This is a genomic window from Roseateles sp. FW305-36 (genome assembly GCF_058787015.1).
Genome location: NZ_JBYSZK010000005.1, coordinates 306591 through 320984 on the forward strand (window position 1 = coordinate 306591; position 14394 = coordinate 320984).

Below are 14394 nucleotides of genomic sequence, written 5' to 3' on the forward strand. Positions count from 1 at the left end.
CGGGCCGCTCCCTAGCCGGCCCGCCTAAGGCGATGTGCGTGCGGCCCGATGCCGCACGCATCGCCGTCCCCTCGGGGGACCGGCCAGACGCGCCCGCGTTCAGCGGCGCGTGGCTGGACGAGGGGCAAACCCTCCTCGGGTCCACCCGTCCCTGAGTTCTGGCACACAGCCGTGTTGCCGTCCTGGCCTTCGTCCGCTTAATCTTGAAAGCGCTTTCAGCCAGTGCGGTAAATCGGCGGTGAGCCCCTCATTCCTGGAGACCTCCATGAGACTTCGCCACATCGCCGCACTGGTCCTGCTCGGGCTGGCCGGTTCCGCCTTCGCCCAAACCAAGGTCGTCGGCTACATCCCCTCGTACAAAGGCCTGCGCGCCGTCGCCGACCGCACGGACCTGACCAAGCTGACCCACATCAACCTCGCCTTCGCCAACCCGGCGCCGGGCGGCAGCTTCCTGAATGGCGGCAGCCCCGCCTGCATGGAGGCGGCCACCGGCGCCGACATCACCTATGTGGTGCAGAAGGCCCATGCGGCCGGCGCCAAGGTGCTGGTCTCGCTGGCCGGCGGCGTGATCCCGAGCTGCGCCGGCAACTGGCAGACCCTGCTGCAGTCCGGCAGCCGCGCCACGGTCGTCAACAACCTGGCGCAGTTCGTCAATACCTTCGGCCTGGACGGCGTGGACGTCGACATCGAAGGCGCCCTGCTGACGGCCATCGACAACGCCGGCAACTACACGCCCTTCATCCAGGCCCTGCGCAGCGCCCTGCCGGGCAAGCTCGTCACCGCCGCCACCGCCACCTACGAGGGCGGCATGATCCCGACGTCGTCGCTGGCTTCCTTCGACTTCGTCACGCTGATGGCCTACGACGCGGTCGGCCCGGGCTGGGGCACGGTGGGCACCGAGCACTCGACCTATGCGATGGCGCAAAGCCACATCGCCACCTGGCAGTCGCGCGGCCTGCCCAAAGCCAAGCTGGTGCTGGGCCTGCCCTTCTACGGCTACGGCTTCAACGGCTATGCGGCCAACTATGCCTTCGCCGACATCGTCAACCAGTTCGGCGCCGCCGCGGCGCAGAGCGACCTGATCGGCACGGCCTGCGCGAGCTGCGCCTACATCACCTACAACGGCATCCCCACCATCAAGGCCAAGACGCGGCTGGCCCTGCAGCAGGGCGCGGGCGTGATGATCTGGGAGCTGTCGCAGGACGCCACCGGCGCCAACAGCCTGCTGGCCGCCGTGCGCGCCGAGATCGGCAGCGCGCCCGCCGGCGTCGCCACGGTCTACCAGGACTGCAACTACGGCGGCTATGCGGTGGGCCTGAACGAGGGCCGCTACACGCTGTCGCAACTGCAGGCCCTGGGCGTGCGCAATGACGACCTGTCGTCGCTGAAGGTGAACCCGGGCTACCAGGTCACCCTCTACGAAAACGACAACTTCGGTGGCCGCAGCGTGACCAAGACCGGCAACGCCGGCTGCCTGGTGGACGACGCCTTCAACGACCTGGCGACTTCCGTCGTCGTCGCCAAGACCTCGTCGGCCTGGTCGCTGCAGATCGAGGCCGAGAACTTCAGCAACCAGAGCGGCATCCAGACCGAGGCCTGCAGCGAAGGCGGCCAGAACGTCGGCTGGATCGACGCCGGCGACTGGATGGCCTACGCCAACATCAATTTCCCCAGCAGCGGCACCTACCGCGTCGAGTACCGCGTCGCCAGCGTCGGCGGCGCCAGGCTGTCGCTGGACCTCAACGCCGGCGCCATCCAGCTCGGCCAGGTCAACGTCCCCGCCACCGGTGGCTGGCAGACCTGGACCACGGTCTCCCACACCGTGACGATCAACGCAGGCACCTATGCCGTCGGCGTCTACGCGCCGGCCGGCGGCTGGAATCTGAACTGGATCAAGTTCACCAAGCTCTGAGCGACGTACTCGGAGCATTTCCCTCCCCACGACACAGGAGACAACATGAGATCGTTGAGATTCATTGCCGCCGCCTTGCTGGCCGCGGCCAGCAGCCTGGCCCATGCCCAGTGGCAGCTCGTCTGGAGTGACGAGTTCAACGGCAGCATCGGCCCGAGCTGGGTCTTCGAGACCGGCGCCGGCGGCTGGGGCAACAACGAGTTGCAGTACTACCGCCGCGAGAACGCCACCATCGAGAACGGCGCCCTGGTCATCACGGCCAAGCGCGAAGACTTCGGCGGCATGGCCTACACCTCGGCCCGCATGAAGACGCAAGGCCTGAAGACCTTCAAGTTCGGCCGCATCGAGGCCCGCATGAAGCTGCCCGCCTTCCTGGGCGCCTGGCCGGCGTTCTGGATGCTGGGCGCCAACCTGCCGCAGGTCGGCTGGCCGGCCTCCGGCGAGATCGACATCATGGAGCACGTCAACGACGAGCAGAAGGTCTACGGCACCATCCACTGGCAGGACAACAACGGCCAGTACGCCTCCTACAGCGGCAACATCGGCACCACCGTGACCGACTGGCATGTCTATGCCGTCGAGTGGGACACCAATGCCATCCGCTGGTACGTGGACGGCACCAAGTACCACGAGGCCAACATCGCCAACAGCATCAATGGCACCGATGAATTCCAGAAGGACTTCTTCCTGCTGCTGAACTTCGCCGTTGGCGGCAACTGGCCGGGCTTCAACGTCAACACTGCCGCCCTGCCCGCCAAGATGTACGTGGACTATGTGCGCGTCTACGCCCCGGCCGCCGGCGGCGTGGCCACGGTCTACCAGGACTGCAACTACGCCGGCTACTCGGCCGCCCTGCCCGAAGGCAGCTACACCCTGGCCCAGCTGCAGGCCCGCGGCGTGCGCGACAACGATCTGTCGTCGCTGCGCGTGAATGCCGGCTACCAGGTGCAGCTGTTCGACGGCGACAACTTCACCGGCGCCAGCGTGACCCGCACCGCCGACACCGGCTGTCTGGTCGACCAGGGCTTCAATGACCGCGCCACCTCGGCCATCGTGTCCAAGGTCGCCCCGGCCTGGTCGCGGCAGATCGAAGCCGAGTCCTACAGCGCCATGGCCGGTGTGCAGACGGAAGCCTGCTCGGAAGGCGGCCAGAACGTCGGCTGGATCGATACCAGCGACTGGATGGCCTACAACAGCATCAACTTCCCGACCAGCGGCAGCTACCGCGTCGAGTACCGCGTCGCCAGCACGGGTGGCGGCACGCTGTCGCTGGACCTGAATGCCGGCAGCATCCAGCTCGGTTCGCTAGGCGTGCCCAACACCGGCGGCTGGCAGAACTGGACCACCATCTCGCACACCGTGAACATCAATGCCGGCACCTACAACGTCGGCGTGTTCGCGCAGCAGGGCGGGTGGAATCTGAACTGGATCAAGTTCACAAAATTGTGAGCCCCTCGCCCAGTCTCGCGCGCTGAACGCGGCGAGTCTGGTCGGTCCCCCTGGGGGACGGTGATGCTCGCGGCATTGAGCCGCGAGCACATCACCAGAGCGGGCCGGCTAGGGAGCGGCCCGGCGCTCGGCCCGCCTCCGTGCACGACGGCCGCGGCGACAAGAACAACAGCCGGGTCAAACCAGGCGTACAGCCGCGCCTACACTCGCGGCTTCGCCTGCCCATTTCTGATGAACGCCAAGCCGACCCCTGCCAAGAAAGCGCCTTCAACCCGTCCCGACGGCGTCGTCACGCTGGAGCAGGTGGCGGAGCTGGCCGGCGTGTCGCCGAGCACGGTGTCGCGCATCCTGAACGGCACCGCCGCCGTCAGCCAGGCCAAGAAGGATGCCGTGCAGGCCGCCATCCAGGAGCTGGGCTTTCGGCCCAACCCGGTGGCACGCGGCCTGGCGGGTGGGCGCACGCTCAGCGTCGGCGTCGTCACCCAGATCATCTCCAGCCCGTTCTACGGCGAAGCCCTGCTGGGCATCGAGCGCGAGCTCGAGCGCGCCGGCTATGTGCCCCTCTTCGTGTCCGGCAACTGGCATGAGGACGACGAGCGCAAGGCCATCGAGACCCTGCTGTCGCGCCGCGTCGACGGCGTCATCGTGCTGGCGGGCCGCATCTCGGATGCCGAGCTGACCAAGGTGTCCGACAACCTGCCCGTCATCGTCGTCGGCCGCAAGCTGGCCGGCAAGCAGCTCTTCAGCTTCAGCTTCGACAACCGCGCCGGTGCCCGCCTGGCCACCCAGCACCTGATCGAGCAAGGGCACCGCCGCATCGCCTTCATCGCCGGCGACCTGATGCACGACGACGCGGTCGAGCGCCAGAACGGCTATTTCGACGCCCTGGCCGCGGCCGGCATCCCGGTCGACCAGAACCTCATCGTGCAGAGCGACTACACCGAGGCCGGCGGCATGCTGTCGGTCACGCGGCTGCTGGAGCGCGATGCTCATTTCACGGCCCTGTTCGCCTCCAACGACCAGATGGCCATCGGCGCCTGCCTGGGCCTGCACCGGCGCAATCTGCGCGTGCCGGACGACGTCTCCCTGGTCGGCTTCGACGACCTCATCATGGCGCGCTACTCCATGCCGCCGCTGACCACCGTGCGCCAGTCGGTCTACGAGATCGGCGTCGAGGCCGCGACCGCCATGCTGGACATGCTGCGCGGCGGCCAGCCCAAGGCCCAGCTGCCCGAGCCCGAGCTCGTCGTGCGCGAGAGCACGCGCAGGATGCAACGTTAGCCCCTCGTCCAGTCTTGCCTAGCTGAACGCTGGCAAGCATGACCGGTCTTGCAGACCGCGCCGCCGACAGAGCGGCTGCTCTTCGGCAGGCACGCCAAGTCCACAGGACTTGCCGTGTCCGGCCTCAGCCCCCGAGGGGAGCGAGAGCCGCGGCTCCAAGCTCGCCTGCGCGAGCTTGGACGGCTTGAGCGCCACACGCGTCTCGCGTGTGGCGGCGATGTTTGCGGCATCGCGCCGCAAGCACATCGCCCAAGCGGGCCGGCCAGGTGAACTGAAGTCGGACACAAACAGTCCCTGCGGACTGTTTGTGCCTACGCAAGGCCGCGGGCCTCTGGCCCACGGCAGGCCCAGCGCTCGGCCCGGAATCCAAACAGGCAAATCAGTCGGGCGTAGCCGCGACTGTTGTTCGACCCGGGTAAACCATGTGGCCGATCACCGTGGCGCGACGCATCATTATTTGAAAGCGCTTTCATTGCTTTCGCCAAGTCGCCGCTTTTCAACCCAGAACTACCCCTAGCCGCCCTGTTTTTGCGCGCTGCCTCCCATGGGAGCGGTCCCATTGACGGGCGTCCTGGATAGCCCGCCCCAGCCTCGTTGCGCGTTGCCGACAAGCCGCACACCGAGGGTGTTGCCTAGGTTGAAAGCGCTGCCATTCGCGTATTCTTGAAAGCGCTTTCAGCTCGTCATCGAGCGCCACTCGACAAGATCACAACTCTGGAGACAAGTGAATGAGACAGCCTCGTCCTGCCCTTCGCCTCACGACCCTGGCCGCGGCCAGCGGCCTGTTGTTCGCCGGCGCCGCTGCGCTGGCCCAAGGCGGCCCTGGCCAGGGCCCTGCCCAGCCTCCGGGCTCCGGCCCCACGCCGGCCACCTCGGTGCCCCAGGCGCTCGCCAGCACGACGCAGCTGGAAACGGTCATCGTGACCGGCATCCGCAAGTCCCTGGAGACCTCGGTCAACCTGAAGCGCTCGTCCTCCGGTCTGGTGGACGGCATCGTGGCCGAAGACATCGGCAAGTTCCCCGACACCAACCTGGCTGAGTCGCTGAGCCGCATCTCCGGCGTGTCCATCGACCGCAGCAACGGCGAAGGCACCCGCATCACCGTGCGCGGCATGGGCCCCGACTTCAACCTGGTGCTGCTGAACGGCCGCCAAATGCCCGGCGCCAGCCTCGACGGCAGCGCCCCGAGCTCGCGCTCCTTCGACTTCTCCAACCTCGCTTCCGACGGCGTCGCGGCCCTGGAGGTCTACAAGACCAGCCGCGCCAGCAGCCCGACCGGCGGCATGGGCGCGACCATCAACATCCGCACGCCCCGTCCGCTGGACACCAAGGAAACCATCGCCCAGGTCGGCGTCAAGCTGGTCAGCGACCAGTCGGCCCGCCGCCTGCCCGGCGAGGAGCAGGGCAAGAACGCCACGCCCGAGCTGAGCGGCATCTACAGCACGCAAACCAATGACGGCACCTTCGGCATCGCGCTGATGGGTACCTACCAGGTACGCGATTCCGGCTACTCGCAGGCCAACGTCAGCAGCGGCTGGAAGTCCTTCGACGGCATCGTCGACAACGACTGGGGCGGCTCGCACGCTGCCTGGGGCGGCCTGCCGCCCGCCTCGTCGGGCGACATCAAGAACCGCCCGACCAAGGATTCCATCTACAGCGTGCCGCAGAACATGAACTACTCGTTCACCGGCGTGCACCGCGAGCGCCTGAACGGCCAGCTCGTCATGCAGTTCAAGCCCACCAAGGACCTGGTCGGCACGCTGGACTTCGTCATGTCGGAGCAGAAGTTCCGCCAGCGCCGCAACGACATCTCCGCCTGGTTCAACTACGGTGGTCAATTCGGCGAATACCAGACCGGCTCGCCCTCCTCGCCCATCATCTACGGCGAGCACATGAGCAACCAGGACGTCGCCATGGGCGCGTCCCGCATCCAGACCAAGAACAAGAACCAGCAGCTCGGCCTGAACCTGAAGTGGAAGGCCACCGATGCGCTGAGCTTCGACCTGGACGCCCACCGCTCCACCGCCACCTCGGGCGCCGACGACCCGCTGGGCACCTCGGTGACGCTGGCAACGGCCTCCATGAACCGCGGCGACACCTCGGTCGACTTCAGCAACAAGTTCCCGGTGCTGATGATCAAGGGCGCCACGCTGGACCCCAAGCTGCAGGAACTGCAAGGCTCGGTGTTCGGCAACAGCTACCAGAAGAACGAAGTCAGCCAGCTGCAGACCAAGGGCAACTGGAAGATCAACGACGACAGCAGCCTGGACTTCGGCCTGTCGCTGACCGAAGTCAAGAACCGCTCGGCCTTCGCCAACGTGCAGCGCGACACCTGGGGCGCCAATGCCGCCGGCGGCCCCGCCGCCATGCCCGACGACATCTGGCACGCCGACTCCATCAGCAAGTACTTCAGCCGCATCCCGGGTTCCAACGACCCGCGCCTGTTCAACAACTTCTTCTACTTCAACTTCGAAGACCTGCGCGCAGCCGCCATCAAGGCCCTGGGTTCCGACGCGCTGCTGAAGGCCTCCTTCAACTTCACGGACGACTACCGTACGACGGAAAAGTCGCAAGCCATCTTCGGCCAGTACAACCTGACCTGGGACTGGGGCGTACCGATGGAACTCGCCGGCGGCCTGCGCTACGAGCGCACCAAGGTGCATTCGCCGAGCGTCGAATCCGTGCCGGGAAGCGTAGCCTGGGTGTCCGCCAACGAGATCCCCATCACCTTCAGCGGCACGACCAATGCCTCGCGTGATGGCAAGTACGGCTATGCCCTGCCCTCCATCGACTGGGCTGCCGACCTGACGCCGGACACCAAGCTGCGCGCCAGCTACGGCAAGACCATTGGTCGCCCGGGCTGGAACGCCATCCAGGGTGGCCGCAGCCTGAACGGTCTGGCCCGCATCGACGGCGGCACCGGCTCGGTGGGCAACCCCGACCTGAAGCCGCTGCAGTCCACCAACCTGGACTTCTCGGCGGAGTACTACTACGCCAAGAGCAGCTACCTGGCCGCCAGCTACTTCCGCAAGTCCATCAAGGACTACAACGAAGCGGTCATTGCGAACCAGACCATTCCCGGCGTGACGACGCCCATCGGCGGCGCCTACTACAACCAGGCCATCCAGGTGGGCCACTGCGCCGCCAGCGATTCCGGCTGCATCCGCGACTACATCTTCGCCAACTTCGCGGGCCAGCCGGGCGTGAACGCCACCGCCAAGACCATCACCGCTCAGCCGGGCGACCCGCTGCTGGTGTTCCAGATGGGCACCTTCCTGAACAACCAGCGCACCAGCAAGCTCAACGGCTTCGAGCTGAACGCCCAGCACATCTTCGGCAACAGCGGCTTCGGTGTGTCGGCCAACTTCACCAAGGTGCGCTCCAACCTCACCTACGACAACAACAAGACGGGGGCGCAGACCAACGTGCTGGTCGGCCTGGGTGATTCGGGCAACCTGGTGGGCTTCTTCGAGAACGAGACCTTCACGACCCGCCTGGCCTACAACTGGCGCGGCAAGTTCCTGGCCGCCAACTTCGGCGGCACGGACGGCGCACAGCCGCTGTACGTGGAGCCCTATGGCCAGCTCGACCTGAGCCTGGGCTACAACTTCAACAGCCACCTGCGCTTCCAGTTCGAAGCCATCAACCTGACGGACGAGTACACGCGCACCCACCTGCGCAACGAGAACCAGATCGGCGCGGTCACCCAGCTGGGTCGCCGCATCATGATCGGCGCCCGGTACAAGTTCTAAGGAAAAGCCTCGGGGGGCCGGCTGCGGCCGGCCCTCAAGGAAAGTCGGGACTCCCCGGCGCTTCCTTGTGAGGCAAAGTCTGGTTCGGCGGCGCTCGCGCTCTGGGGCGCCGTCCTTGTTCGCCGTTTGGCGAGGCCGCGCGAGCGGCCCTTTTTGTTTGTGGGAACCAGATCGTGAACGACAGACTGCGTGAAGTGGTGGTGCTGGGCGGCGGCTCGGCGGGCTGGCTGGTGGCCGGCCTGCTGGCGGCCGAGCATGGTGAACTGAAGATCACCGTCATCGAGTCGAGTGACGTCCCGACCATCGGTGTCGGCGAGGGCACCTGGCCGTCCATGCGCGACACGTTGCGCCGCATCGGCCTGTCCGAGCCCGAGTTCATCTGCCGCTGCCAGGTCTCCTTCAAGCAGGGCTCGCGCTTCGACGGCTGGGCCCGCGGCGCGCCCGGCGACGCCGGCGACCGCTACTACCACCCCTTCATGCTGCCCGTCGGCTACGGCGACATGGACCTGGTCCAGCCCTGGCTGGCCACGCAAGCCGGGCGGCCCTTCGCCGACGTCGTCAGCCCCTCGGTGCAGGTCTGCGAAGCCGGCCGCGCGCCCAAGCAGGTGCAGACGCCCGATTTCGCGGCCGTCGCCAACTACGCCTATCACTTCGACGCCGGCCTGTTCGGCCAGCTGCTGCGCGAGCATGCCGTGCAGCGGCTGGGCGTCCATCACATCGTCGACCATGTCGACGCCGTCCTCCCCCATGAAAACGGCGACATCGCCGCCCTGCAGACGCGCGGACACGGTGAACTGAAGGCCGACCTCTTCGTCGACTGCTCCGGCATGGCCGCCCGCCTGATCGGCCAGCACTTCGGCGTAGCGCTGAAGAGCGAGCGCGACGTCCTCTTCAACGACGCCGCCCTGCCCGTGCAGGTCCCCTACGCCAGGCCCGACGCACCGCTGGCCTCCGTCACCATCGCCACGGCCTGGGCCAAGGGCTGGATCTGGGACATCGGCCTGCCCTCGCGCCGCGGCGTCGGCTGCGTCTACTCGCGGGCCCACGCCAGCGACGACGAAGCCCACGCAGCGCTGCAGGCCTATCTGGACGCCACCGGCACGCCCGCCGAACGGCCCGCGCCGCGCTCCATCCGCTTCGACCCCGGCTACCGCGAGAAGTTCTGGGTGCGCAACTGCGTCGCCATCGGCCTGTCCTCGGGCTTCATCGAACCGCTGGAAGCCTCGGCCCTGGCCCTGGTCGAGCTGTCGGCCCAGCGCCTGTGCGACGAGCTGCCGATGACACGCGCGAGCATGGAAGCCGTCGCCCGCCGCTTCAACGACGACTTCAGCTACCGCTGGGCCCGCGTCATCGACTTCCTGAAGCTGCACTACGCGCTCAGCACCCGCGACGACAGCGGCTACTGGCGCGCCCACCGCGACCCGGCCACCTGGCCCGAGCGCCTGCGCGACCTGCTGCCGCAATGGCAGCTGCGCGCGCCGGCGCGACACGACTTCGGCCGCAACGACGAGGTCTTCCCCTCGGCCAGCTATCAATACGTGCTCTACGGCATGGGTTTTCGCCCTGACCTGCAGGCCCCGTCCCCCGCCAAACTACAGGCAGCCCAGGCCGCTTTCTACGAGGCCGCCCGCCAGGCCCGCCGCCTCGTGCCCGGCCTGCCCGGCCACCGCGCCCTGATCGACCATCTCCACAAGACCGAGACATGACCCGCCCCGCCCTGCTCGACAACGTCACCCATCGCCACCTGCGCGTCCGCACGGAACGCTCGGCTGCCCTGGGCGATGCCCGCCAATCGGCCCTGGCCCTGCCGGCGGAGTTCCGCCACCTGCAGGCCCACTACCCCATCGTCTTCCAGCATGTCGAAGGCGATGCGGGTTTCCAGCCCGTGGTGCTGCTCGGCCTCGAGGAAGACCAGAACCTCTACCTCCAGGGCGACAGCTGGGCCGCACCCATCCTGCCCATGGCCCTGCAGCGCGATCCTTTCATGATCGGCCGCGCCGGCGACGACAGCCTGCAGCTGCACATCGACATGGACAGCCCGCGCATCGTGCGGCCCGAGGAAGGCGAGATCGGCACCGCCCTCTTCATGCCCCAGGGCGGCTTCAGCGACTACCTCGACCATGTCGTGCAGCTGATGGAACATCTGCACGCCCAGGCCCAGCAGCTGCCGGCCTTCATCGACGCGCTGACCCGCCACCAGCTGCTGGAGCCCTTCGTCATCGACATCGAGACACCGGGCGGCGAGCCGGGCCGGCTGTCGGGCCTGTTCACCATCCACGAGGAACGCCTGGCCGCCCTGCCCGGCGTCGCGCTGGAGGCCCTGGCGCGCGAAGGCCATCTGCTGCCCATCTACATGCAGATCGCCTCGCTGCAGCAGCTGCAGGGCCTGGTGGAGAAAGCCAGCCACCGCTGATCCGGCCATGCAAGCAGTACCCGCCTGGACCGGGGCCTTCGACCCCAACGACCTGCCCGCCGAGCTGCTGACCGGCGATCGGCCGTTCGTCGTGCGCGGCGGCTTCGCGCACTGGCCGGTGGTGCAGGCGGCGCGACAGTCCGACGAGGCCCTGGCCCGCTATCTGATGGGCCTGTACAACGGCGTGCGCATCGGTCTCTTCCAGCTGGCCCCCGAGGCCCGCGGCCGCGTCTTCTACGCCGACGAGACCCTCACCGGCTTCAATTTCTCGCGCTACAGCGCGACGCTGGACCAGGTCCTGAGCGGCTTGCTGGGGGTGGCGCAGACGCCCGAACCGCCCGCCCTCTACGTCGGCTCGACCACGGTGGACGCCGTGCTGCCGGGCTTCCTGGATGCCAACGTCATGGGCCTGGGGCAGCGCGACGCCCTGGTCAGCCTGTGGCTGGGCAACCGCACCCGCATCGCCGCCCACTACGACCTGCCCGACAACCTCGCCGTCGTCGCCGCCGGCCGGCGCCGCTTCACGCTCTTCCCGCCCGAGCAGATCGCCAACCTCTATATGGGCCCGCTGGACCCGACGCCCGCCGGCCAGCCCGTCAGCCTGGTCGACTTCGAGAAGCCCGACTTCGAGCGCTTCCCGCGCTTTGCCCGGGCCCTGGACGCCGGCTTGGTGGCCGAGCTCGAACCCGGCGACGCCATCTTCATCCCCAGCATGTGGTTCCACCACATCGAAGGGCTGGAGCCGGTCAACCTGCTCATCAACGCCTGGTGGCGCCAGACGCCCGACTACGTCGACTCGCCGCTGACCACGCTGCGCCTGGCCCTGATGACGCTGCGCGACCTGCCCGAGAAGGAACGCCGAGTCTGGCAGCAGCACTTCCAGCATTTCGTCTTCGGCGCCGATGACACGACCTGGGCCCATATCCCCGAGGCCGCCCGCGGCCTCCTCGGCCCCATCGACGACACCCTGTCGCGCCAGGCCCGCGCGCAACTCCTGACTCAATTGAAGCGATGAACACCACCCACAAGCCTTTCAACCGCGTCGTCATCGCCGGCGGCGGCACTGCCGGCTGGATGATGGCCGCGCTGATGAGCAAGCTGCTCGGCAAGCGCCTGGACATCAAGCTGATCGAGTCCGAGGAAATCGGCACCGTCGGCGTCGGCGAGGCCACCATCCCGGCCCTGCACACCTTCCACAACCTGCTCGGCATCAACGAAGCCGAGTTCATGGCCGCCACCAACGCCACCTTCAAGCTCGGCATCAATTTCGAGGGCTGGAAGAACATCGGGCAGGACTACTTCCACTCCTTCGGCGCAACGGGCAACGACCACTGGAGCGCCGGCTTCCAGCACTTCTGGCTCAAGGGCCGCGCCGAAGGCCTGTCCAAGACCTACACCGACTACAACCCCGAGACGGTGGCTGCCCACGCCAACCGATTCGCCCATGTGCCGCGCAGTGGCCTGAACTACGCCTACCACCTGGACGCCGGCCGCTACGCCAAATACCTGCGTGCCATGAGCGAGACCTGCGGCGTGCAGCGCATCGAGGGCAAGATCGCCGCCGTGCTGATGGACGGCCCGCAGGGCAGGGACGGCGACATCACCGCGCTGCAGATGCAGGACGGCACGCGCATCGACGGCGACCTCTTCATCGACTGCACGGGCTTTCGCTCCATGCTGCTGGGCGAGGCCCTGGGCGTGGGCTATGAAGACTGGTCGCACTGGCTGCCCTGCGACCGTGCCGTGGCCGTGCAGACGGCCTCGGTCCGCGAGGCCTGGCCCTACACCCGCTCCATCTGCCACCCTTTCGGCTGGCAATGGCGCATCCCGCTGCAGAACCGCGTCGGCAACGGCCTGGTCTACAGCAGCAAGGAACTCAGTGACGCCGACGCACCCGAGGTGCTGAAGAAGAACGTCGAAGGCGAGTTGCTGATCCAGCCGCGCGTGCTCAAGTTCACGCCCGGCCAGCGCCACAAGGTCTGGCATCGCAACTGCATCGCCGTCGGCCTGTCCAGCGGCTTCATCGAGCCGCTGGAATCCACCAGCATCCACCTCATCCAGCGCTCGGCCATCCGCCTGATGCAGCTCTTCCCGACCGGCGGCATCAACCCCGCCGACGTGGACGAGTTCAATCTGCAGTGCGAACGCGAGCTGACCCACATCCGCGACTTCATCATCCTGCACTACACCGTGACCGAGCGCAGCGACTCTGCGCTTTGGAACCACGTGCGCACGATGGAGCTGCCCGCCACGCTGAAGCACCGCATCGAGCTCTTCAGCGAGAGTGCCCGCGTGTTCCGCCCCAGCGACGAGCTGTTCGCCGAGAACTCCTGGGTCCAGGTCATGATGGGCCAGGGCATCACGCCCGCGAGCTATCACCCCGTGGCCGACCTGATGGGCCGCCAGGAGCTCAGTAACTTCCTCGGCGACATCCACACCAAGGTCTCGCGCCTGGTGGCCGGCCTGCCCAGCCACCAGGCCTATGTCGAACAGCTCTGCGCGCCCTACCGCAACGCGACGACCGCCCAGTTGGCCGCCACGCCGCTGCGGGCCTGAAGCCCCGGCCGCTCAATGCGGCTTGAAGAACAGCGCCTCGGGAATAGCCTGGAAGGCCGCCGACCATTGCGGGTTGGCGATCTCGATGACCTGAGCGGGCAGCTTGCGGCGGCCGTCGAGCACGGGGCCGATCTGCGCGTCCCGGGCCAGGATGGCGCGCGCCCGCCCGCTGGCATGGATGCGGCTCAGCCCCTCGTGCAGGGTCTCGAACAGCGTGTCGTCGCCCTGGCGCACGGCGAGGACGCGGGCGAAGCGGTAGTGCAGCCCCCACTCGTCCAGCACGACGGCGGAAGGAGCCACCTGATGGTTGCGCTCCAGCTGCAGGGCGGCCTCATCCACGCCGAGCGGGAAGGCATCGAAACGCCCGGCCTCCAGCATGCGGAACAGCGACATGAACTCGGCCTCCACCACCCGCAGGCCGGCAGCGCGCAACACATAGGCGTCCACCCAGTCGGGGCCCTGGCCGAAACTCAGGCGCTTCAGATCTTTCAGCTCACCGAGGCCCCGCAACTGCGCCACCCGGTCACGCCGCACCAGCATCTGCCGGTAGCCGCTGAGCCCGAGGTCCAGCGGAAAGGGCAGGATGCGCGCCTTCAGCGCCACGTTCGGCGCCGCCCCGGTGTCCATCACATTGAACGCACCGCTCTGCAGGTTCCTGAAGGCCCGCATCGATGGCAGGGGCTCCTGGGTCAACCTCAGCGTGTGCGGCCGGCCCGAAGCTTCAAGGGCCGCCTTCAGCAACTGGAAGGCATAGCCGTCCACGGGGCGCTCCGGCATGCGCGGATAGACCACCTCGATGGCATCGCCCACGGCGGCCACCGTCAGCACCGGGCAGACGGCACCCAGGCAGGACAGCAACGACCGGCGTCGGCAGAGGCCGGGTGGGGCGTCCGTGGGCTTGGCAGCCATGCGCAAGGATTGTGCGCGCCACCTTGCTGGGTCGCCACCCACGCCTGGGTGGCCGTCGCCAAAGCCCTACGCCGGCCAAGCCCATCGAAGCCCTTCATAATCGCACCCATCATGAAGCTCAA

At 67.6% G+C, this 14394-nt stretch carries 9 protein-coding genes; 8 read left to right on the forward strand and 1 reads right to left on the reverse strand.

Features of this window, described 5'->3' with window-relative positions; genetic code table 11:
• Nucleotides 1–265: 265 nt before the first annotated feature.
• From AC3WOE_RS12095 to AC3WOE_RS12130, 8 genes are all read left to right on the forward strand, one after another.
• Nucleotides 266–1912, forward strand: coding sequence for a carbohydrate-binding protein (locus tag AC3WOE_RS12095; RefSeq protein WP_492690708.1), 1647 nt, complete (start codon nt 266–268; stop codon nt 1910–1912).
• Between the two features lie 45 nt (nt 1913–1957).
• The gene (locus AC3WOE_RS12100) at nt 1958–3361 is read left to right on the forward strand and encodes a carbohydrate-binding protein (RefSeq protein ID WP_492690710.1); all 1404 of its coding nucleotides are present in this window, start codon (nt 1958–1960) and stop codon (nt 3359–3361) included.
• 231 nt (nt 3362–3592) lie between these two features.
• Nucleotides 3593–4642 (forward strand): LacI family DNA-binding transcriptional regulator, encoded by a 1050-nt coding sequence (locus tag AC3WOE_RS12105; protein WP_492690711.1) that lies wholly within the window; start codon nt 3593–3595, stop codon nt 4640–4642.
• Between the two features lie 728 nt (nt 4643–5370).
• The gene (locus AC3WOE_RS12110; protein ID WP_492690712.1) at nt 5371–8394 is read left to right on the forward strand and encodes a TonB-dependent receptor; all 3024 of its coding nucleotides are present in this window, start codon (nt 5371–5373) and stop codon (nt 8392–8394) included.
• A gap of 173 nt (nt 8395–8567) precedes the next feature.
• Nucleotides 8568–10100, forward strand: a complete 1533-nt coding sequence (locus tag AC3WOE_RS12115; RefSeq protein WP_492690713.1) for a tryptophan halogenase family protein — start codon at nt 8568–8570, stop codon at nt 10098–10100.
• Nucleotides 10097–10807 (forward strand): SapC family protein, encoded by a 711-nt coding sequence (locus AC3WOE_RS12120; protein WP_492690715.1) that lies wholly within the window; start codon nt 10097–10099, stop codon nt 10805–10807. Before AC3WOE_RS12115 ends, AC3WOE_RS12120 begins: the two co-directional genes overlap by 4 nt.
• 7 nt (nt 10808–10814) lie before the next feature.
• Nucleotides 10815–11822, forward strand: coding sequence for a cupin-like domain-containing protein (locus AC3WOE_RS12125; RefSeq protein ID WP_492690716.1), 1008 nt, complete (start codon nt 10815–10817; stop codon nt 11820–11822).
• A complete protein-coding gene (locus tag AC3WOE_RS12130; protein WP_492690718.1) occupies nt 11819–13363 on the forward strand; it encodes a tryptophan halogenase family protein in 1545 nt (514 codons plus the stop codon). Before AC3WOE_RS12125 ends, AC3WOE_RS12130 begins: the two co-directional genes overlap by 4 nt.
• Nucleotides 13364–13375: 12 nt before the next feature.
• On the opposite strand, the gene AC3WOE_RS12135 is transcribed toward AC3WOE_RS12130, so the two are convergent.
• Entirely contained in the window at nt 13376–14272 is an 897-nt protein-coding gene (locus AC3WOE_RS12135) for a substrate-binding periplasmic protein (protein ID WP_492690719.1), read from the reverse strand.
• Nucleotides 14273–14394 lie beyond the last annotated feature (122 nt).

Bases quoted from the DNA above. Each gene is read 5' to 3' on its own strand.
- AC3WOE_RS12095 (WP_492690708.1), top strand. From the start codon at position 266: ATGAGACTTCGCCACATCGCCGCACTGGTCCTGCTCGGGCTGGCCGGT.
- AC3WOE_RS12100 (WP_492690710.1), top strand. From the start codon at position 1,958: ATGAGATCGTTGAGATTCATTGCCGCCGCCTTGCTGGCCGCGGCCAGC.
- AC3WOE_RS12105 (WP_492690711.1), top strand. From the start codon at position 3,593: ATGAACGCCAAGCCGACCCCTGCCAAGAAAGCGCCTTCAACCCGTCCC.
- AC3WOE_RS12110 (WP_492690712.1), top strand. From the start codon at position 5,371: ATGAGACAGCCTCGTCCTGCCCTTCGCCTCACGACCCTGGCCGCGGCC.
- AC3WOE_RS12120 (WP_492690715.1), top strand. From the start codon at position 10,097: ATGACCCGCCCCGCCCTGCTCGACAACGTCACCCATCGCCACCTGCGC.
- AC3WOE_RS12125 (WP_492690716.1), top strand. From the start codon at position 10,815: ATGCAAGCAGTACCCGCCTGGACCGGGGCCTTCGACCCCAACGACCTG.
- AC3WOE_RS12130 (WP_492690718.1), top strand. From the start codon at position 11,819: ATGAACACCACCCACAAGCCTTTCAACCGCGTCGTCATCGCCGGCGGC.
- AC3WOE_RS12135 (WP_492690719.1), bottom strand. From the start codon at position 14,272: ATGGCTGCCAAGCCCACGGACGCCCCACCCGGCCTCTGCCGACGCCGG.